Origin of the sequence: Microbacterium sp. YJN-G (assembly GCF_015040615.1) — a bacterium.
Classification (GTDB): domain Bacteria; phylum Actinomycetota; class Actinomycetes; order Actinomycetales; family Microbacteriaceae; genus Microbacterium.
Genome location: NZ_CP060402.1, coordinates 2,498,331 through 2,518,654 on the forward strand (window position 1 = coordinate 2,498,331; position 20,324 = coordinate 2,518,654).

Consider the following 20,324-nt stretch of genomic DNA (forward strand, 5'->3'; position numbering starts at 1 on the left):
ATGGGCGGATCCGCCCACGCACATTCTACGGACGCGGCCTATGCCGTCGCAGGCATGTGACGGGTGGCTCACCTCTGCACCGGCCGCGCGGCTCAGATCAGTCCGCAGCGGCGCGCCGGAAGCGCTGCCGCTCAGCCTTCGACAGGCGGTGCGCCCGGGACCGTGAGCTCGGGGTCGGTGCGATTGCGCGGCGGCCGCAGGCGCCCTCCGGTGGCGGCGAGCCAGCATCCGGCCAGCACGATCGGGAACCCGAGCAGCAGACCGGGGGTGATCGGCTCGGCGAGCACGAGCGTGCCGAGGATGATCGCAACGACCGGGTTCACGTAGGTGAACAGCGGCGCGCGCACCGGCCCGACCTCGCGGATCAGCGCGAAGAACGCCACGAACGCGAGCGCGGTGCAGATCACGCCGAGCAGCCCGAGCGAGATCGTCGAGCGCAGGGTCGGCAGGTCATGCTGGGTGAGCAGCGCCGCCGGCAGGTATGCCAGGCCGATCGCGAACAGCGCGAGGGTGATCGTGCCCATGGAGGGGACGTCGGCGAGTTTGTGGGCGATGATGAACGGCGCGATCGCATACAGCACGGCGGTGAGCAGGATCTCGCCGATCGCGAAGGCGCTGGCCGGTCCGCTCGGGAAGAGTCCGGGGCCCGCGACGACGACCGCGACGCCGACGAAGCCGAGGAGCAGTCCACCCAGGCGCACCGGTGCGAGTGCTGAGCGGTCGCCGCGCAGCAGCGCGATGATCACCGCGAACAGCGGCACGGTGGCCACGAGCAGCCCGGTGAGCCCGGAGGGCAGCTGCGTCTCGGCGTGGCTGAGCAGCAGGAAGGGTCCTGCCATCTCGACGATGCCGAAGGCGAGCACCCAGGGCCAGTGCCGCCAGGCGGCTTTCAGTGCGCCGCTGCGGATCGCGAACGGCAGCAGCACCAGGGCGCCGAGCAGGGTGCGGGCCGAGACGACGGCGGGCGGCGAGTACGAGGCGACTGCCTCTTTGATGAACAGGTAGGTGATGCCCCAGACCACCGACATGACGGCGAAGAGGATCCAGCCCTTCCGGGTGAACCCGGCGTGCTGCGCGGTCACAGGCGGCGACGGCCCTCGAAGGCGCGCCCCAGCGTCACCTCGTCCGCGTACTCGAGGTCGCCGCCGACGGGCAACCCGGATGCCAGCCGCGAGACGGCGATGTCCATGCTCGTCAGCAGCCGGCTGAGGTAGCTGGCGGTCGCCTCGCCCTCGAGGTTGGGGTTGGTGGCGAGGATGACCTCCTGCACCGTCCCGTCTGCCAGGCGCGTCATGAGCTGGGCGATGCGCAGGTCGTCCGGTCCGATGCCGGCGATCGGGCTGATGGCGCCGCCGAGCACGTGGTAGAGCCCGCGGAACTCGCGGGTGCGCTCGATGGCGGCGACGTCCTTCGCATCCTCGACGACGCAGATGAGCTCTGCGCCGCGGCGCGGGTCACGGCAGATCGCGCAACGGTCCTGCTCGGAGACGTTGCCGCAGATCTCGCAGAAGCGCACGCGGGCGCGGACCTCGGTGAGCAGTTCCGACAGACGGGCGACGTCGAACGACGGCGTCTGAAGGATGTGGAATGCGATGCGCTGTGCGGACTTCGGGCCGATGCCGGGGAGCCGGCCGAATTCGTCGATCAGCTCCTGGACGATGCCGTCGTACATCAGTTGAACCTCGTCTGGGGCTGGAACGGCTCTTCGCGCAGGAACCTCGCGCCGAGCACCTGGCGGATCACGGCCTCACCGCGGCGCTCGACGCCGTCGTGAGCGGACGGCCGGGCACTCGCCACGGGCGCGGCGGGTGCCGGGCGTGACGCGGATGCCGCCTGCAGCGCGGATGCCTTCTGCTGAGGCGCGGCGTGCTGGGGCGCTGCCGCCTGGGACGCTGCAGCCTGGGGCGCGGCGGCCTGGGGCGCTGTGGCGGACGGCCGCTGCGGCGGCACGGCGCCACCCGGCTCGTCGTACTCGGGGTCGTAGGGCGGATCGTCGTCGTACGGCGGGTAGTCGTCCGGCGGCGGGGGCGCATCGACTGCACCGTCGCGCGGCAGCGACGGGGCGGACGCCGCTTCGGCATCCGCCGGTTCCTCGTCGACGGGGAACTGCTGCTGCACGGGTGCGGGAGGCGCGGCCACGGCGACTGCCGGCTCGGGTGCTGAGGTCGGGATGGGCGCGACGGCCCACTCGGTCACGGCGGCTGCCGCGGGTCGCGAGGCCGCCGCCGGGCGCGAGGTGGCCGCGAATGCCGACGGTGCGGATGCCGCGGAGTCGCGTTGCTGCCGCTCCGCTCCCCCGGTCTGCTCGGGGGCGCTCATCGGATTAGCCCAGCCGGCGGCCGGCGCGTCGTCGCCGTCGTCGGATGACGACCGATCCGGCGCCGAACCCGGGCGGGGTCCGCGCGGTGCGGCCGAGCCGCCGCCACCGCCGCCCGAAGGAGGCAGCGGAGCAGGGCGGTACTTCACGGTGACACCGAGCTCCTGCTCGATCGCCGTGCGCAGGTGGTCGGACGGGCCCTGACCGGGCACCGTTCCCTTGAAGCGCGGAACGTCGGACGGGCTCGCGAACCCGAGGGTCAGCACCTCGCTGTCGACGTCGTAGGCCAGCGGCTGGGTGCCCGTGGCCACCAGCCACGAGGCCCGGCTCACGCTCTCCAGACGCGTGAGCACGGCGGGCCAGGATGCCGCGATGCGCTCGAACGTGACCGGCCCCGCAGGTTCGGGTGCGGGCTCGGGCTGCGCAGGGGTGGTGCGCTCCCCCGCGCTCGGCGCGGAAGCGGTGAGAGCCTTCGTCGTCGCGGGTTCGTCCGCGGGTGCGGGGGTCGCGGTGTCACCCACCGGTGCCGGCGTCGACGGAGCGGATGCTGCGGACGGATCGGCTGCGGGAGCGGAACCCACCGGCGCGGCATCGGCCATCGAGGACGGCGCGGATGCAGGAGCCGGCACGGACGTAGCGGGAGCGGATCCCGCGGGCGAGGATGCCGCGGGCACGGGAGCCGCAACCGCCGTGGACACGGATGCCGCGGCAGGAGCGGGTTCGGAAGCCGCCGCCGGTGCCGCACCACGCCCGGCCCCCGTCGACGGTCCGGGAGCCGCAGGCGCCGCCGCGCGTGCAGGGACGCCCGCGTTCGGCGCGGCCGGCCGCGCAGCATCCGACGGCGCACCCGCGAGGACACGGGCGACCATGAGCTCCAGGTGCAGCCGGGGCGAGGTGGCTCCGGTCATGTCATCCAGCGCCTGGCTGACCAGATCGGCGGTGCGCGAGAGGCGAGCGGAGCCGAAGCTCGCAGCCTGCGCCTGCATCCGCTCCATCTCATCGGCGGGCAGTCCGCGCAGCACCGCCGAGGCGCCGTCGCCGACGGCCTCGATGACGATGAGGTCGCGCAGCCGTTCGAGCAGGTCGTCGACGAACCGCCGTGGATCCTGCCCGGTCTGCACGACGCGGTCGACAGCCGGGAAAGCGGCGGCGGCGTCACCCGCGGCGAGCGCGTCGACGATCTCGTCGAGAAGCGCGGCATGCGTGTAGCCGAGCAGCGCGACGGCGCGCTCGTAGGTGACCAGAGTCTGGGCGCCTGAGCCCGTCGAGGGATCGGATCCGGCGATGAGCTGGTCGAGCAGTGAGAGCGTGTCACGCGGCGAGCCGCCGCCGGCACGGACCACCAGCGCCAGCACGCCCTGCTCGACCTGCACGCCCTCTTCGCCGCAGAGCTTCTCGACGTACTCGAGCATCGCCGCGGGCGGCACGAGCCGGAACGGGTAGTGGTGGGTGCGGGAGCGGATCGTGCCGAGCACCTTGTCGGGCTCGGTCGTCGCGAAGATGAACTTGACGTGCGCCGGGGGCTCTTCGACGAGCTTGAGCAGGGCGTTGAATCCCTGCGGGGTGACCATGTGCGCCTCATCGAGGATGAAGATCTTGAACCGGTCGCGGCTCGGGGCGAAGGTGGCGCGCTCGCGCAGGTCGCGGGCGTCGTCGACGCCGTTGTGACTGGCCGCGTCGATCTCGACGACGTCGAGCGATCCGCCGCCGGAGCGCGAGAGCTCGACACAGCTGGGGCAGACGCCGCACGGGGTGTCGGTGGGGCCCTCGGCGCAGTTCAGGCAGCGGGCGAGGATGCGCGCCGACGTGGTCTTTCCGCAACCACGAGGACCCGAGAACAGGTAGGCGTGCCCGACGCGGTCACCGCGCAGAGCGGTCATGAGCGGATCCGTCACCTGGGACTGGCCGATCATCTCCCCGAAGGTCTCGGGCCGGTAGCGGCGGTAGAGGGCTGTCGTCACCCGTCCAGCCTACGGCGTGCCGCCGACATCGTGCCCCGCCCACCTCGGCATCCGCGCTGCCCCTCCCCGGCATCCGGCATCCCTGTCGGTGAAAGAGAAACAGAAAGAGAGGCTAGTCCTCGAAGACGCCGATGATCGGGATCGACGTGGTGGTCACCGGCACGGTGGGCGACATGAGGGTGCCGTCGTCACGGCGGGCATCCTCGAACTGCTGCAGCGTCGGCCGGCCCGGGCGCACCGGACCCTGATTCGCCAGCGCGACCGTGGCCGGGGCGCCGGCCCCGGCGCGGTGCGACGCACCCCGCACGCGGAACGTGACCGGGTCGCCCGAGCGCACCTCGACGTGCAGCACATCGCGGGTGACCGTGACGAGCAGGCTCGATCCCTGCCACTCGAGCGCGTACGAGAGCTCTGGCCAGTCGGCCGGAAGGCGCGGGTCGAAGCTCAGCTCGCCGTCATGATCGCGCATGCCGCCGAAACCGCTCACCAGCGCCGTCCACACGCCACCGGCGGAGGCCACGTGCACGCCGTCCGCCGCGTTGTGGTGCAGGTCGCCGAGGTCGACGAACAGCGCCTGCTGGAAGTACTCCAGCGCGAGGTCGCGGTAGCCGACCTCCGCAGCCATGATCGACTGCACGACCGCCGAAAGCGTCGAGTCGCCCGTGGTGAGCGGGTCGTAGTAGTCGAAGTCGGCGAGCTTCTGCTCGGCGGTGAAGTGGTTGCCCTGCAGGAACAGCGCCAGCACGACGTCGGCCTGCTTGAGCACCTGGAACCGGTAGATGACCAGCGGGTGGTAATGCAGCAGCAGCGGCCGCTTGTCGGCCGGCGTGCCCTCCAGATCCCACACCTCGCGCTCGAGGAACATCGCGTCCTGCGGGTGGATGCCGAGGCTGTCGCTGAACGGGATGTGGATCGCCTCGGCCGCCCTCTCCCACGCCTCGCGCTCCCCGGCGTCCAGCCCGGTGCGGTCGACGAGCGCGGCGTACGCCTCCGGGTCACGCTGCTGCATCTCACCGACGATGCGGGCCGCGAAGCGCAGGTTGTAGCGTGCCATCACGTTCGTGAACAGGTTGTCGTTGACGACCGTGGTGTACTCGTCGGGCCCGGTCACACCGTGGATGTGGAAGGTCGAGTCGCCGTTCGTGCCGCGCCAGAATCCCAGCGTCGCCCACAGCCGCGCCGTCTCGACGGCGATGTCCGCGCCCTCCCGGCACAGGAAGTCCTCGTCGTCGGTCGCGCGCACGTACTTGCCGAGTGCATAGGAGATGTCTGCGTTGATGTGGTACTGCGCGGTGCCGGCGGCGTAGTAGGCCGAGGCCTCTTCGCCGTTGATCGTGCGCCACGGGAACAGCGCCCCCGCCTCGTTCAGCTGCGCGGCCCGGCGACGCGCGGCCGGCAGCATCAGCACCCGCGCGCGCAGCGCGTTCTTCGCCCACAGCGGCGTCGTGTAGGTGAGGAACGGCAGCACGTAGATCTCGGTGTCCCAGAAGTAGTGCCCGCTGTACCCCGATCCGCTCAGGCCCTTGGCCGGCACGCCGCTGCCGTCGGCACGGGCCGACGCCTGGGCGAGCTGGAACAGGCACCAGCGAGTCGCCTGCTGCAGGTCGTCGTGGCCGCCGATGCGCACATCCGAGCGCAGCCAGAACGCGTCCAGCCATTCGCGCTGGCGCTGGAACAGCGCATCGACGCCCTCGACGCCGGTACGGTCGAGCGACCGGCGGCACCGGTCGACGAGTTCGCGAGGCGGCACACCGCGCGAGCTGTGGTAGCTGACGATCTTGCTGATGCGGATCGGCACCCCGGCCTTCGCCTGCACGCGGAACACGTTCTTGGCGATGTCGGGCTCGATCAGCGTGCGCGAGCTGTAGTCGTTCTCGGTCTCGATGACGTGGTCGGCGACCACGGCCACGGTCATGCCGGAATCGGTCACGCGATACGACAGCGCCGAGCGCATGTCGTCCTGCCAGTACTCGACCGGCTGCAGCACGCGCGCCGTGATGCGCTCGGCCTTGCGCGGGTCGAACCCGGCCCTGCGCTCGGACTTCGATGCCATCGGGTCGCCGGCGTAGATGCCCGCGCCGTCCTGGCGGTTCAGCATCTGACAGCTGATGGTCACGGGCGCGTCGGCGTTCTCGACGGTCACCTCGAGCCGCAGCACGGCCAGGTGCCGCTCGTCGAAGCTCACCATCCGCTCGTCGCGCATCCGCACCCGCTTGCCCGAGGGCGTCACCCAGACGACGGTGCGCTCGAGCACGCCGGTGCGCATGTCGAGCACACGGGAGTACTCGTGGATCTCGGTCTCGCCGAAGGTGAGCGGCTCGTCGTCGATGTAGACGCGCATCACCTTCGCGTCGGGTGCGTTGACGATCGTCTGACCCACCTCGGCGAAGCCGTACGCCTGCTCGGCGTGCCGGATCGGCCAGGTCTCGTGCAGCCCGTTGATAAACGTGCCGTGCTCGTGAGCGCCGCGGCCCTCGACGTGGTTCCCACGCAGGCCGAGGTAGCCGTTGCCGACCGTGAAGACGGTCTCGGACACGCCCTCCTCGTCGTAGCGGTTCTCGATGAGGCGCCAGGGATCTACGGGGTAGCGGTCGCGGTCGATCATGCGTTCTCCGGGGCAGGGATGGGGCAGGGGCGGGGCGTGCAGAGGTGGGATGCAGAGGTGCGGGGATTCAGTGCGCGGCGCCGGGCAGCAGACGCGCAAGATCATCGACGATACCGGTCGCGCCGGCCTCGCGCAGCGCATCCGGGCCGGCGCCGCGATCGACGCCGACGACGTCCGCGAAACCGGCCGCCGCGGCGGAGGCGACGCCCGCCACCGCATCCTCGACGGCGACGGCATCCGCGGGGTCGACGCCGAGCATCTCGGCACCCTCCCGGAACATGTCGGGCGCCGGTTTGGAGGCGAGATGGTCGCGTTCGGCGACCACGCCGTCGACGACGATGCGGAAGAACTCGCGGATGCCGGCGCTGCCGAGCACCTCTTCGGCATTCTTCGAGCTGGAGACGACGCCCATCGGCACCGCCGCATCCTGCAGGCTCTGCAGCAGCGCGAGCGATCCGGGATACGGGGCGATCCCCTCGCTGCGCAGCGCCGCGGCGAAGGCCGCGTTCTTGCGGTTGCCGATGCCGCACACGGTCTCGGCCTCGGGCGGGTCGTCGACCTGCCCCCAGGGGATCTCGATGTTGCGGCTGTGCAGCATGCTGGCGACGCCGTCGTAGCGCTTCTTGCCGTCGACATAGGCGAAGTAGTCGGCGTCGGTGTACGGCTCGGCGACGCCCCAGCGGGCGAGCACCTCGTCGAAGACGCGCTGCCAGGCGCGCATGTGCACCTCGGCGGTGGGCGTGAGTACGCCGTCCAGGTCGAAGAGCACGCCTGCGGCGCGGTGCAGGTCGGGGAGCATGTCAGTCACGGGACCTCCAAGAGCGAACGTGCAGCCTCCAGCCTAGTGAAGATGCCCGTGCGCAGAAGGGGCAGTTCGGTGGCCGCCTCAGATGGCGCTGAGCGTCTGCCGGGCGATCTCGAGCTCCTCATCGGTGGGGACGACGAGAACCTCGACCGCGGAGTCGTCGGTCGAGATGCGCCGGATGCCGCCGCGCTGGGCGTTGCGCTCCGGGTCGATCCGGATGCCCATGAAGCCGAGGGTCGCGAGCGCGTCGGCGCGCACCTCGACGGCGTTCTCGCCGACGCCCGCGGTGAACGAGATGACGTCGACGCCGCCGAGCTGGGCGATGTACGCACCGACGTACGCGCGCAGCCGGTGGATGTACACGTCGTAGGCGAGGGTCGCCGACTCCTCCCCCGCATCGCGGCCGGCGAGGATGTCGCGCATGTCGCTGTGCCCTGCCATGCCGAGCAGGCCGCTGCGCTTGTTCAGCAGCGTGTCCAGCTCGTCGGTGGTCAGGCCCGCCCGCCGGGAGAGGTGGAACAGCGCCGCCGGGTCGATGTCGCCGGAGCGGGTGCCCATCACGAGTCCCTCGAGCGGGGTGAAGCCCATCGACGTCTCGACCGAGCGTCCGCCGCGGACGGCGGTCATCGAGGCGCCGTTGCCGAGGTGCAGCACGATCTGGCGCAGCTCGCCCAGGTCGCGACCGAGGAAGGCCGCCGCGGCCTCGGAGACGTACTTGTGGCTGGTGCCGTGGAACCCGTAGCGGCGGATGCGGTGGTCGCGGGCGACCTCCGCATCGATCGCGTACGCGTAGGCGGACGGCTCCAGGGTCTGGTGGAAGGCGGTGTCGAACACGGCCACGTGCGGCACGTCGCCGAACACGGCCCGCGCGGCCCGGATGCCGGCCAGGTTGGCGGGGTTGTGCAGCGGGGCGAGCACCGACAGATCGTCGATGTTGATCTCGACGAGGTCGGTGATCAGGGTGGGCTCGAAGAAGCGCGCCCCGCCGTGCACGACGCGGTGCCCGACGGCGACCGGCGGGTTCTCATCGAGGCTCGGTCCGTGCTCGGCGAACTGCGCGAGCATCACCGCGAACGCCTCATGGTGGTCGGCGATGGGCCGCTCAGCGGAGTGCTTCGCATCGAGCATGGTCAGCACCGGCTGCCCGGGCTCTGCGACGACGCGCACCGTGTGCCCGACGATGCCGCTGTCCTGCCCGATGCGCTCGATGAGCCCGGCTGCGAGCTCGACCTCGCGCTGCGGGTCGATCAGGCTGTACTTCAGCGACGACGAGCCGCTGTTGATGACGAGCACGACGCTCACTGCTGCACTCCCTGTGCCTGGATCGCGGTGATCGCGACCGTGTTGACGATGTCCTCGACGAGCGCGCCGCGCGAGAGGTCGTTGATGGGCTTGTTCAGGCCCTGCAGCACCGGCCCGATGGCCACGGCGCCGGCCGAGCGCTGCACGGCCTTGTAGGTGTTGTTGCCGGTGTTCAGGTCGGGGAAGACGAACACCGTCGCCCGCCCCGCCACCTCGGACCCGGGCAGCTTCGCGGCGGCGACCGCGGCGTCGGCGGCCGCGTCGTACTGGATGGGGCCCTCGACGGGCAGGCCGGGTTCGCGTTCGCGGACCAGGGCGGTCGCCTCGCGCACCTTGTCGACGTCGGCTCCGCTGCCGGACTCGCCGGTGGAGTAGGACAGCATGGCCACCCGCGGGTCGATGCCGAACTGGCGGGCGGTGGCCGCCGACGAGACGGCGATGTCGGCCAGCTGCACGCTGGTGGGGTCGGGGATCACGGCGCAGTCGCCGTACACCAGCACCCGGTCGGCGAGCGCCATCAGGAACACGCTCGAGACGACGTCGACGCCCGGCTTGGTCTTGATGATCTCGAACGAGGGCCGGATGGTGTGCGCGGTGGTGTGCGCGGCACCGGAGACCATGCCGTCGGCGAGCCCGAGGTGCACCATCATCGTGCCGAAGTACGACACGTCGGTGACGGTGTCGGCCGCCTGCTGCAGCGTGATGCCCTTGTGCGCGCGCAGCCGCGCATACTCGGCGGCGAACCGCTGGACGTACTCGGGGTCGGTGGGGCTGAGCACCTGTGCTGCGGCGATGTCGAGGCCCAGCGCGGTCGCGCGGGAGCGGATGTCGGCCTCGTCACCGAGGATCGTGAGGTCGGCGACCCCGCGGGCGAGCAGGATCGCGGCGGCGCGCAGGATGCGGTCGTCGCCGCCCTCGGGCAGCACGATGCGCTTGCGCTGGCTGCGGGCGCGTTCGATGAGCCCGTACTCGAACATGAGCGGGGTGACCACCGACGACTCGGCGAGCCCCATCTCGATGGTGAGCTCGGCGATGTCGACGTGGGTCTGGAACAGTGCGAGGGCGCTCTGATAGCGCTGCGCCGCCTCGAGGCTCATCCGGCCGCGCGTGTTCATGATGCGCACCGCGGTGTCGTAGGTGCCGAAGTCGGTGGCGATGATCGGGATGCCGAGTTCGAGGCCATCGATGAGCTGCAGCACCGGATCGGGCAGCTCGAACGGCCCGTTCAGCACGATCCCGGCGATGTCAGGGAAGGTGCCTGATGCCGAGGCCAGCAGCGTCGCCAGCAGCGTCTCGCTGCGGTCGGCGGCGATGACGACGACCGCGCCGTCGGCCAGCCGCGGCAGCACGTTGACCATCGACATGCCGGCGATGACGATGCTGTACGCCTCGCGCTCGAGCAGCTCATCCGCGCCGCGGACGACCCTGCCGTCGAGGGCGCGCAGGATGCCGCGTATGGAGGGGGCGACGAGTGAGCGGTCCTCGGGGATCGCCCACACCGGGGTGCGCTCGTCGCGGAGCCCGTCGACGATGGCGGTCAGGTCGTCGGGTTCGGCACGGTTGACGATGATCGCGAACAGCTCGGCGCGCTCGGCGGTCAGCTCGCCCAGGGCGAGTGATGCCAGCTGCTGCACCTGCGCGGGTGTGCGGGCGGTGGTGGTGCCCAGCTGCTCGGCGTGGTCCTGCTGGTCGCGGCCCGAGATCACCAGCAGCACCGGCACGCCCAGGTTCGCGGCGATCCGCGCGTTGTAGGCGAGCTCGGCGGGGCTGCCGACGTCGGTGTAGTCGCTGCCGACGACCACGACCGCATCGCACTGGGCCTCGACGGCCTTGAAACGCGACACGATGGTGCCGAGCGCCCGTTCGGGGTGGTCGCGCACGTCGTCGTAGGTGACGCCGATGCAGTCCTCGTAGTCGAGGTGCACGCCGTCGTGCGCGAGCAGCAGCTCGAGCACGTAGTCGCGCTCCTCGGTGGAGCGTGCGATGGGCCGGAACACCCCGACGCGCGGCGAGACGCGCATCAGCGCATCCAGCACGCCCAGCGCGATCGTGGACTTGCCGGTGTGTCCTTCGGCCGAGGTGATGTAGATGCTGCGTGCCACGGTTCCAGCCTAATGACCGCACCCGTCGGCGGAACCGGGTCTATTCCGCTCGGCACGCACCGGAGAGGGAATCGACGACGGCGGCCGCATCATCGGCGAATCGGGCGTAGTGCTCGCGATCGGAATTGATCTGAACGCTGTGGATCGCGTGCGAGGGCGGCATCCGCTGCCAGTCCGGAATACGACCCAGACGGGTGAAGAACAGGGATGCCGCGGTGGCCGGGTCCATCCGCTGCTCGACGGTTCCCCACCAGGCCTGCTGCTGGAACAGGCCGATGCTCGAGGTGCGGCTGCCGTCGGGATTGGTGACGCCCGAGGTCTCCCAGTCGCCGTAGTCGATGTTGCGCAGCGAGCTCTCGCCCATCGCCGCCATCACCCCGATGATCTGCCCGTCGCGCTCGAAGCCGAGCTCGCGTGCGGTGCGGACGATCGTCGCCGCGTTCTCGAGCTGCTCGCCGCGCCAGCCGTCGATGCCCAGCGCCGGGAAGGATCCCGGCTCGTCGAGGCAGAAGGCGTCCGGGCGCGGCGCGGTGATCAGGCCGATCACGGCGAGCACGGCGGATGCGGCGAGCGCGGCGGATGCCGTGATCACGGCGATCCTCAGCATCCGTCTGCGTTCCCTGCGACGGCGGGCGCGGCGCCGGACTCGCGCCGCGCGCGTGCGGCGCTCGCTCACCGGCGTCGTTCGCCTCCCCGGCCGGCGAAGGCCATCAGCCCGCCGCCGACGGCGCCGAACAGGTGCGCCTGCCACGACACGCCGGCGGCGGCGCCGAAGATGCCGGTGAACATCGTCGCCCCGTACAGCACGACGACGATCACGGCGATGGCGGCGTACGCCAGCCGGTGCGCGATCCGTCCCGGTGCGATCACGCGCAGCACGACGTATCCGAAGTAGCCGAAGACGAGGACGGACGCGCCGACCGTGAGGGTGCCCGGCGTGTTGACGAGCCAGGTGCCGACGCCGCCGACCAGGGCGACCACGGCGGTGACGAGCCAGAAGCGGCCCGCGCCCTCGACCGCCACCAGGCAGCCGAGCACGAGCAGCGGCAGCGTGTTGCCGATGAGGTGCGCCCAGTTCGCGTGCAGCAGCGGGCCGATGATGAGCCCCGGCAGGCTGCCCGGATCCCAGGAGCGCAGTCCCCACACGACGAAGGTGCCCGGCAGCAGTGCGTCGGCGATGTGGATGCCCCACATCAGTGCGAGCAGCAGGATCGGCGCGCCGAAGCGCGTCAGCGCCGAGGTGCGCGGGGCGGGGGCGGGTGCGGTCACGGATCGATCCTGTCACGCCCACCTGTGCCCGGCCCTCGCTGGGTCCCTGAGGCTCTCGAAGGGCCCCAGCGAGGGCCGGGCACAGGTGGGGTGCTTCGACAGGCCCAGCAACCCATTACTCCCCGCGGCCCGGCGTCGCGCGGGCAAAAGAAAAGACCCTCCGCGCACCCGACAGAGCCCGGTTACCCTTGCTACGTTTCCGTCCTGGGGGAATTGGCCTGGATGCCGTCACGCGGAGAGCCGTCGAACAGTCTACCCCGACAGCGGCACCACCCGCGTCGCGCGCCCTGGCTCTGCGACGACGAGCGCCCGCTGCGCGGTCACCTCGCCCAGCCGCGTGATGACGGCCGCGGCATCCGTCTCCTCCCCGACCGCGCCGTCCTCGGCGGTGTGCCAGACGGTCACGCGAGCGCCGGTCTCCGCGCGGATCCGCGCGGCGAGCAGCTCGGAATCGGCGCCCGCCACGAGGACCACCCGCTCGACCCGGTTCGGCTTCGCGGTCGGCGGCGCGGCGGCCCGGTCGCGTCGCCACACCGTGAAGTGGTACGCGAAGACGAGCACGGTGGCGCTGAGCAGGCCGAACGGGGCGCGGATGCGTTCGATCAGCCCTCCTGGTGTGCCGGCGTCGCCGCGTGCGCCGAGGATCACCTCGAAGACGCGGTAGCCGATCAGCAGCAGCGTGACCAGCGCCACCACGGCGCTCGCACCGAAGACGACCACGAGGTACACGCGCCGTGCGATGTCGCCGGGTTCCTCCGCCGTGGCCGGACGTGCGGATCGCCAGATGAGCCACCACGCCGGTGCGCCGATGATGAGCGCGCTGATGCCTGCCAGCAGCAGCGTCCGCGGGTCACCGCCGACGAGAGCGGTGTCCAGGCTCGCCAGCAGCGCGTTCACGATGACGCCGAATCCGCTCGCGGCACCGATCAGCGCCACCCCCGAGACGGCGAGGCGTGCGGCTCCCTGTGCGCGCGCTCCGCGCCCTGGGAGCAGCCGCGTGTGCGCCACGCAGACGATGGCTCCGACGAGCGCGGCGCCGGTCGCGGTGCCGAGCGGCGCGATCAGCTGAGCGACGGGGTCGTCGTCGAACAGCAGGCGCAGCACGATGTGCAGCACGGTGCCGAGGCCGAACAGGGCGGCGGCGGCCGACAGGGCGACCACGATCACCAGCAGTACCTCGGCGAAGGCGCCGGGAGCGGTCCGGGCGCCTGCCCGGCCCCAGTGCCACCACCACACCAGCGCCCCGGCGATGCCCCAGACCAGTGCCTGCAGCACGGCGAGGTGCCACGGCCGGGAGTCGAACAGCTGCGGCGTCACCGTCGTCGCGGCCTCCGAGACCAGCACCGCGATGACCGTGGCGGCGCCGAAGGCCGCGACGGCGAGCCCGTACGGCGCCGACAGCTCGGCGCCGAGCGCCGGCAGGCGCGTCGGCGCCGTGGCCGGGCTGCGCAGCATCCGCTGATGCCATCCCCAGACCCCTGCCCACACGATCGCCGAGGCCACCGCGCCGGGTCGCCATTCGCCGTCGATCCCGGATGCCGCGGCCGTCGCGGCGGAGCTGACGGCGACGACCAGCGATGTCAGCGACATCGCCGCAAGATACAGCGCCCACACCAGCGACGCCCTCTCGGCGGAGTCTGCGAGCCGGCGGCGCTCCCACCACCACAGCATCCCGGCCAGCGGCGCGGCGATGAGCACGAAGGCGAGTGCCCTGGCCAGGCCCGCGGTGTCGGCCACGAGCACGGTGCCGAAGCCCAGAGCGCGCTCGATCAGCCCCGAGAGCCCGATCGCCGCGATCGTGACGAGGGCGAACAGCAGCGCGAAGACGATCAGGCGGCGCAGCACGTTGGCGGTCATGGCATCCCGCTCTCGGCGCAGATGACGAACTGCCAGGGCACGACGTCGAGCTTCCACAGTCCGTCGACCCGGGTGAGTGCGAAGACGGCATCGCTCTGGTACTCGTCGGGTCCGAACAGCCCGCCCCCGATCACCTCCGTGACGATCACCTCGACGCGCGCCGTGTCGCCGCGATCGGAGGTCCTCACCAGGGTGATCCGGTGGTCGGCCCCGCTGGTCTCCAGTCGATCGCAGTCCTCGGCATCCTCCGGCACGAGATGGCCGAGCGCCTGGTCGATGTCGCCGTCGACGACCGCCTGCGCGTAGCGCTGCACGACGCCTTCGGGCGAATCGGCCGGGTACGACTGCGCACCCTCGCGCGTGAACACCACGACGAGCGCGACGATCACCACCAGGACCACCGTGGCGATCAGCGCGATCAGCACAGCACTCGACCGCCGCACCTCGCGGCGGGGAACCGCCTCTTCATCGTTCATGCGCTCATGATCCCGCACGCGCCCGAAGCGGATGGGTCCGAGGTCCCATGGAGATCCCGGGTCGGATCGGATGATGCCGAGCCGGCCACCGAGGTGCCGCGGCGGGCGCCTGCGCCGCCACGCCCGTCGCGTCGAGCGCCCGGACCATGCCCCGATCGAGCAGAATCTACCCGCGTCACCCTCGCCGCTGCACAGCACCGCTCACGCCTGCCGCCGGGGTACTCCGATCCGGCCCGCGCACGGCTTGAGCGGGTTACGATCATGTCACGCACCGACGCGCACGAGAGGGCCCGCATGCACGAGCAGTCGACCGCTGAACTGATCACCGCCGAGCAGTTCGCCGAGCAGACGACGCGGATCATCGACGCGGTCTCGTCCGTGATCGACGGCAAGCACGAAGCGGTGCGCAGCGCCCTGATCTGCCTGTTCGCCGAGGGGCACCTGCTCATCGAGGACGTGCCAGGCGTCGGCAAGACGATGCTCGCGCGCGCCCTCGCCGCGAGCGTGGACGCCACGGTGCGCCGCATCCAGTTCACTCCCGACCTGCTGCCGGGTGACGTCACCGGCGTCGCCGTGTACGACCCGGTCGCGCGCGAGTTCGAGTTCAAGCGCGGTGCGGTGTTCGCCAACATCGTCATCGCCGACGAGATCAACCGCGCCTCGCCGAAGACGCAGTCGGCGCTGCTGGAGGCGATGGAGGAGCAGCAGGTCACCGTCGACGGTGCGACGCACCGCCTGCCCGACCCGTTCCTGGTCGTCGCCACCCAGAACCCGCTCGAGATGGAGGGCACCTATCCCCTGCCCGAGGCGCAGCGCGACCGGTTCATGATGCGCATCTCGATGGGGTATCCGGATGCCGCCGCCGAGACCCTCATGCTGCGCCAGCGCGAGCTGTCGAACCCGCTGGCGTCGATGACGCCTGTCACCGATGCGGCGACCGTGCGGCACCTGATCGCGTGGACCCGCCGCGTGCACGTGGCCGAGTCGCTCGAGGAGTACGCCGTCGCGCTCGCGCAGGCGACCCGCGCCGACCCGAGCCTGCACCTGGGTGCGAGCCCGCGCGCCACGCTGCAGCTGGTGCGGGCGGCGAAGGTGCGCGCGGCGCTGGAGGGACGCGAGTTCGTCGTGCCCGACGACCTCACCGAGCTCGTCATCCCGGTCTTCGCGCACCGGCTGCTGGCCGCGCGCGGCGTGCACCGGGCGGGCACGCAGCCCGTCGAGGCGGCGCTGCACCAGATCGTCGCCCGCGTGCCGGTGCCGTTCGCCGGCTCGCGCGTCTGAGCAGCACGGCCATGCGACGCCGGCCGCTGACCGCACGGGGATGGGGATGCCTGCTGTCGGGCATCCTGCTCGTCGTCGCCGCCAACGTCATCTCGGCGCGTCCTCTGCTCTACCTGGGCGTGCTGCTGGCCGCGCTGCCGCTGGTCTCGCTGCTCATCGTTCGCCTGCCGCGCCGGCGCGGCACCGTGTCACGGCAGATCGAGACCGATCTGCTGGCCGTCGGCGAGACCTCGCGGGTGAACGTGCGCTTCGAGCTGGTCGGTCTCGGCACCCCGAACGGGTTCTGGCGCGACACACTGCCGCCCGCCGTGCGCGGCGACGCCGAAGGAGACTATCCGGGCGACTCGTGGGTGCTGCGCTACGACCTCGAGGGCGTGCGGCGCGGCATCTCGACGCTCGGCCCGCTGACGCTGCACACCATCGACCCGTTCGGCCTGGCCCAGCGCGAGCAGGAGTTCGGTGAGACCCGCGCGATCACCGTCATCCCGCAGACCGTCGCGCTCGCCCCGCTGCCGACCAGGGTGGGTGCCGCCGGCGGCACCGCCCGCACCCGCTCCAGCCGCATCGGACAGGGCGCGGACAATCTGATCCCTCGCCCGTACGCGTCGGGCGACTCGCGTCGCCGCATCCACTGGCGCGCCACCGCGCACCGGGGCGACCTGATGGTCCGCCAGGAGGAGGAAGAGGCCAGCCCCGACGCCATGGTGGTGCTCGACCGCGCCGCCTCGCGGTGGGAGCGCCAGGGCGAGGAATCGGATGCCGCATTCGAGGCGGCCGTGTCGCTGTGCGCATCCGCCGCCCTGCGACTGGCGCAGGACGGCTACAGCGTCGACGTCGTCGACAGCGCGGGCTTCGCGCTGGGCGAGCTGCGCGGGCACGAGGACGACCGGGAGGACTTCCTCGTCGCGCTGGCGACGGTGAGCCCGCGCGGCGAGCCGCGCGATCTGCGCACCCTCGTCGGACCGAATCCGCCCGGGCCGCTGGTGCTCATCACCGGACGGCTGGACGAATCGGATGCCGAGCACCTGAGCACCGCCGGCGCCGCCGCCCCGCTGCTGTTCGCAGCATCCGCAGGTCCCGGCGCACTGTCGGCGGCGACCGCGCACGGCTGGCACGCCGCGTCGCTGACGGCATCCGATGACCTCTCCGAGGTGTGGGAAGACGCCCTGCCCGTGGCGAAGGCGGCTCATGGCTGACACCACCGCGCCGCGCGCACGCATCCGTCCCGGCCCGGTCGGGCCCGGGGTGCTGGCCGCGGGCGCCACGCTGGTCTCCGTGTGGCCGTACACGACCGCGGTGCTGCCGGGGCTGTGGACATTCGTCGCCGGCGCGGTCGTGATCGTCGTGGCCCTCACCGGCATCCTCGTGCGCCTGGCCACACGTGCCGTGCGCGACAGCATCCGGAACCCGGTCGTCCTCGTGCTACAGGTGCTCGCCGCGATCGTCGCGTGCACCGCGCTGCTCGTCGGCGAGACCGCGGTGGTCGGGCTGATCCCCACGACGATGTCGGTGCAGCTGATCGGCATCCGCCTCTCGCAGAGCATGAGCGAGATCGGCGAAGGCGTCGCACCCATCGCGGGCACCCTGCCGATGGCGACGCTGCTGGGTCTGGCATTCGCGGTCGTGGCGATCCTCATCGATCAGCTCGTCGCCCGCAGGCAGGTCGTGCTGGCCGTGGTGCTCACCTCGGTCGTCGGCGTCGCGCCGATGCTCATCTCGTTCAGCGGGGTGAACATGGCGTGGTTCCTGCTGCAGGCGATCATGATCCTCGTGCTGCTGCGCTTCGGCGCCCGCCACGACCGGGATGCCACCAGGGAGTCCTCGCAGCTGGTGGCGGCCTTCACCGGCGTGGTCGCGGTCGCCGCGGCGCTCGTGCTCGGCCCGATGCTGCCGGTGGCATCCGCGCTGCCGGGCACCGGGCCGATGCTGACCGTCAGCGCCGACCTGCGCCTGGGCGATGACCTGCGCCGACCCGAGGGGATCGAGGCGCTGACGCTCGTCACCTCCGCCGCCGCGCCGCCGTATCTGCGGATGGCCACGCTGTCGCGCTTCGACGGCGACGTGTGGCGGCCTGACCGCGCCGATCGCGTGCCGCTGCGCCAGGGATTCGGCGAGCGCGAGTGGGACGACCCGATCCGCACCGTCGAGAGCACCGTGTCGATCCGCGTCCTCGGGTTCTCCAGCGACCGGCTGCCGGTGCCGTACGCCGCCGAGCGGCTCAGCGGCACCGAGGGCGTCTGGTCGGCGGTGCCCGAGAACCGCACCGTGATGAGCCGCTCGCAGGATGCTGCGGGCGCCGACTACACCGTCTCGGTCGCCACCGCGGCACCGACGCTGGAACAGATCCGCGCCGCCTCGGCGGGCGGGATGCGGATGCCGCCGCTGCCCGACGAGCTGCCGCCGATCATCGCCGAGCTGGCGCGCGAGGTCACCGCGGGCGCGACCAACGACTACGACCGGCTGATCGCCCTGCAGGACTGGTTCCGCGGAGAGTTCGAGTACTCGCTCGACGCCCCTGTCGACGCCGGCTTCGACGGTACGGGGGCCGAGGCGGTGGCGACCTTCCTCGAGGAGCGCACCGGGTACTGCATCCACTTCGCCGGGGCCTTCGCGCTCATGGCGAAGACCCTCGACATGCCGGTGCGGATCGTCGTCGGCTACCTGCCGGGCGGCGCCACCGATCAGCGCCGCGACGACGACATCGTGTACTCGGTGTCCAGTGATCAGCTGCACTCCTGGCCCGAGGTGCACTTCCGCGACATCGGCTGGGTGCCGTTCGAGCCGACCGCGACGCTGGGTGTGCCGACCGACTTCATCGCCGCGGCCGCCGGCGGCGGCAGCGGCAGCGGTCCGGATGCCCCGGCTCCGACCACCGCGCCGACGACGGGACCGTCGGCCACGCCCACCAGCACCGCGGGAGCCGACCGCGACTCCGGCGGCGGGGGCGGCGGCGCCCTGCAGACGCTCGACCCGACCCCGGTGCTGGTGACCGTGCTGGGCGCACTGGCCGTGCTGCTGCTGCCCGCGCTGGTGCGCGAGCTGCGCCGGGCCGTGCGGCTCGGGCGCGCCCGCACCGGCGATGCCGTGGCCGCCTGGCGGGAGCTGACCGACACGCTCATCGATGTGGGCCTTCCCGCACCGCCGGCGCAGACCGCGCGGGCGCGCGCCGAAGACCTGGCGGCCAGGCGCGGAGTGGATGCCGAGGCCCTCGCCCCGCTCGTGCGGTCGGTGGAGTTCGCCAGCTACGCGAAGACGCGGCCGCACGCGGGTGACCTCGCCGCCCCGCTGCGCGTGGTGATCAATCACCTGATGGACGACCTCGACAAGCCGCGCTGGGTGCTGACCCAGCTGCTGCCGGCGTCGCTGTTCACCCGCCGCCGCTGAGCACGATGCTGGCGGGGACCGCGCCGGCGGGGCGCGCCGGCGGGTGCGGGTCGCGCGGGTGCGGGTCAGGCGGCGGCGTGCTCGGCGCAGCGCACAGTGTCGCAGCTGGCGCAGACGACGAACTGGCGCCGGCACGACGGGTCGGGGCAGTTCGCAGTGCGCTTGGTGGATGCCCCGCAGCCGGTGCACTCCCCGATCACCGCCGCGTGATCGGAGAAGTCGATCGAGCCGCGCTTGTCGAAGACATACAGCGAGCCCTCCCACAACCCGTCGTCACCGAACGCCTCGCCGTAGCGGACGATGCCGCCGTCGAGCTGGTACACCTCGCCGAAGCCGCGCGAGACCATCAGACGCGAGAGCACCTCGCAGCGGATGCCGCCGGTGCAGTACGTGACGACCGGCTTGCCCTTCAGGTCGTCGTAGGCGCCCGAGTCGAGAAGTCCGACGAAGTCGCGGGTGGTCTCGACGTCGGGCACGATCGCGTCGCGGAAGCGGCCGATCTCGGCCTCGAGCGCGTTGCGTCCGTCGAAGAAGACGACCTCGTCGCCGCGTTCGGCCATCAGAACGTGCAGCTGCTCAGGGCTCAGGCGTGCTCCCCCGCCGACGACGCCGTGCTCGTCGACAGCCAGCTCGCCGGGCGCCCCGAACGACACGATCTCGTCACGCACCTTGACGCTGAGCTTGGGGAAGTCGACGCTGTACCCGTCGTCGTCGAGGCCCGTGCCCTCGCTCCACTTGACGTCGACGTCCTTGAACGCCGGGTACTCGCGGAACCCTCGCAGCCACTTCTTCACGGCGGGCAGGTCGCCGCCGAGGGTGCCGTTGATGCCGTGCTCGGAGATGAGGATGCGCCCCCGCAGCTTCAGCGCCTCGCCCAGGTCGCGCTGCCACAGCCGGATCGCCTCCGGATCCGCGAGCGGCGCGAACGCGTAGAACAGCACGATCTTGGGGGTGGGCACCAGGAG

At 71.8% G+C, this 20,324-nt stretch carries 15 protein-coding genes and 1 other RNA gene; 3 read left to right on the forward strand and 13 right to left on the reverse strand.

Annotation, left to right across the window (positions count from 1 at the left end; translation table 11 throughout):
* Nucleotides 1-131: 131 nt before the first annotated feature.
* The 12 genes from H7694_RS12000 to H7694_RS12055 all read right to left on the reverse strand — a co-directional run bounded on the left by H7694_RS12000 (nt 132) and on the right by H7694_RS12055 (nt 14,694).
* On the reverse strand, nt 132-1,082 hold the full coding sequence (locus H7694_RS12000) for a DMT family transporter (protein WP_227468094.1): 951 nt from the start codon (nt 1,080-1,082) through the stop codon (nt 132-134).
* A complete protein-coding gene (recR, locus tag H7694_RS12005) occupies nt 1,079-1,672 on the reverse strand; it encodes a recombination mediator RecR (protein WP_193596719.1) in 594 nt (197 codons plus the stop codon). The genes H7694_RS12000 and recR overlap by 4 nt, the downstream gene beginning before the upstream one ends.
* Nucleotides 1,672-4,278, reverse strand: a complete 2,607-nt coding sequence (locus H7694_RS12010; RefSeq protein WP_193596720.1) for a DNA polymerase III subunit gamma and tau — start codon at nt 4,276-4,278, stop codon at nt 1,672-1,674. Before H7694_RS12010 ends, recR begins: the two co-directional genes overlap by 1 nt.
* Before the next feature lie 112 nt (nt 4,279-4,390).
* Complete coding sequence (locus H7694_RS12015) at nt 4,391-6,883, reverse strand: glycoside hydrolase family 65 protein (protein WP_193596721.1); 2,493 nt, start codon at nt 6,881-6,883, stop codon at nt 4,391-4,393.
* Between the two features lie 67 nt (nt 6,884-6,950).
* Nucleotides 6,951-7,682, reverse strand: a complete 732-nt coding sequence (locus H7694_RS12020; protein WP_193599204.1) for an HAD family hydrolase — start codon at nt 7,680-7,682, stop codon at nt 6,951-6,953.
* Nucleotides 7,683-7,769: 87 nt separating this feature from the next.
* On the reverse strand, nt 7,770-8,990 hold the full coding sequence (locus H7694_RS12025; RefSeq protein WP_193596722.1) for an acetate/propionate family kinase: 1,221 nt from the start codon (nt 8,988-8,990) through the stop codon (nt 7,770-7,772).
* On the reverse strand, nt 8,987-11,092 hold the full coding sequence (gene pta, locus H7694_RS12030; protein ID WP_193596723.1) for a phosphate acetyltransferase: 2,106 nt from the start codon (nt 11,090-11,092) through the stop codon (nt 8,987-8,989). Before pta ends, H7694_RS12025 begins: the two co-directional genes overlap by 4 nt.
* Nucleotides 11,093-11,132: 40 nt before the next feature.
* On the reverse strand, nt 11,133-11,699 hold the full coding sequence (locus H7694_RS12035) for a hypothetical protein (protein ID WP_193596724.1): 567 nt from the start codon (nt 11,697-11,699) through the stop codon (nt 11,133-11,135).
* A gap of 65 nt (nt 11,700-11,764) precedes the next feature.
* A complete protein-coding gene (locus H7694_RS12040) occupies nt 11,765-12,361 on the reverse strand; it encodes a rhomboid family intramembrane serine protease (protein WP_227468095.1) in 597 nt (198 codons plus the stop codon).
* Between the two features lie 148 nt (nt 12,362-12,509).
* Nucleotides 12,510-12,606, reverse strand: an RNA gene (ffs, locus tag H7694_RS12045) — signal recognition particle sRNA small type.
* A 7-nt stretch (nt 12,607-12,613) separates the two neighbouring features.
* On the reverse strand, nt 12,614-14,218 hold the full coding sequence (locus tag H7694_RS12050; RefSeq protein ID WP_193596725.1) for a DUF5671 domain-containing protein: 1,605 nt from the start codon (nt 14,216-14,218) through the stop codon (nt 12,614-12,616).
* Nucleotides 14,215-14,694, reverse strand: a complete 480-nt coding sequence (locus H7694_RS12055; RefSeq protein ID WP_193596726.1) for a hypothetical protein — start codon at nt 14,692-14,694, stop codon at nt 14,215-14,217. The genes H7694_RS12050 and H7694_RS12055 overlap by 4 nt, the downstream gene beginning before the upstream one ends.
* A gap of 261 nt (nt 14,695-14,955) precedes the next feature.
* Between H7694_RS12055 and H7694_RS12060 the strand changes: the two genes are divergently transcribed.
* Genes H7694_RS12060 through H7694_RS12070 form a run of 3 tightly spaced genes read left to right on the forward strand, consistent with a single transcriptional unit; the run spans nt 14,956 to nt 19,359 of the window.
* Nucleotides 14,956-15,975, forward strand: a complete 1,020-nt coding sequence (locus H7694_RS12060) for an AAA family ATPase (RefSeq protein ID WP_413782919.1) — start codon at nt 14,956-14,958, stop codon at nt 15,973-15,975.
* Nucleotides 15,976-15,986: 11 nt separating this feature from the next.
* Complete coding sequence (locus H7694_RS12065) at nt 15,987-17,171, forward strand: DUF58 domain-containing protein (RefSeq protein ID WP_193596727.1); 1,185 nt, start codon at nt 15,987-15,989, stop codon at nt 17,169-17,171.
* Nucleotides 17,164-19,359, forward strand: a complete 2,196-nt coding sequence (locus H7694_RS12070; RefSeq protein WP_193596728.1) for a DUF3488 and DUF4129 domain-containing transglutaminase family protein — start codon at nt 17,164-17,166, stop codon at nt 19,357-19,359. Before H7694_RS12065 ends, H7694_RS12070 begins: the two co-directional genes overlap by 8 nt.
* Before the next feature lie 65 nt (nt 19,360-19,424).
* On the opposite strand, the gene H7694_RS12075 is transcribed toward H7694_RS12070, so the two are convergent.
* The gene (locus H7694_RS12075; RefSeq protein ID WP_193596729.1) at nt 19,425-20,318 is read right to left on the reverse strand and encodes a rhodanese-related sulfurtransferase; all 894 of its coding nucleotides are present in this window, start codon (nt 20,316-20,318) and stop codon (nt 19,425-19,427) included.
* Between the last annotated feature and the right edge of the window lie 6 nt (nt 20,319-20,324).

Bases quoted from the DNA above. Each gene is read 5' to 3' on its own strand.
- H7694_RS12055 (WP_193596726.1), bottom strand. From the start codon at position 14,694: ATGAACGATGAAGAGGCGGTTCCCCGCCGCGAGGTGCGGCGGTCGAGT.
- H7694_RS12060 (WP_413782919.1), top strand. From the start codon at position 14,956: ATGTCACGCACCGACGCGCACGAGAGGGCCCGCATGCACGAGCAGTCG.
- H7694_RS12015 (WP_193596721.1), bottom strand. From the start codon at position 6,883: ATGATCGACCGCGACCGCTACCCCGTAGATCCCTGGCGCCTCATCGAG.
- H7694_RS12050 (WP_193596725.1), bottom strand. From the start codon at position 14,218: ATGACCGCCAACGTGCTGCGCCGCCTGATCGTCTTCGCGCTGCTGTTC.
- H7694_RS12065 (WP_193596727.1), top strand. From the start codon at position 15,987: ATGCGACGCCGGCCGCTGACCGCACGGGGATGGGGATGCCTGCTGTCG.
- recR (WP_193596719.1), bottom strand. From the start codon at position 1,672: ATGTACGACGGCATCGTCCAGGAGCTGATCGACGAATTCGGCCGGCTC.
- H7694_RS12070 (WP_193596728.1), top strand. From the start codon at position 17,164: ATGGCTGACACCACCGCGCCGCGCGCACGCATCCGTCCCGGCCCGGTC.
- H7694_RS12020 (WP_193599204.1), bottom strand. From the start codon at position 7,682: ATGCTCCCCGACCTGCACCGCGCCGCAGGCGTGCTCTTCGACCTGGAC.
- H7694_RS12035 (WP_193596724.1), bottom strand. From the start codon at position 11,699: ATGCTGAGGATCGCCGTGATCACGGCATCCGCCGCGCTCGCCGCATCC.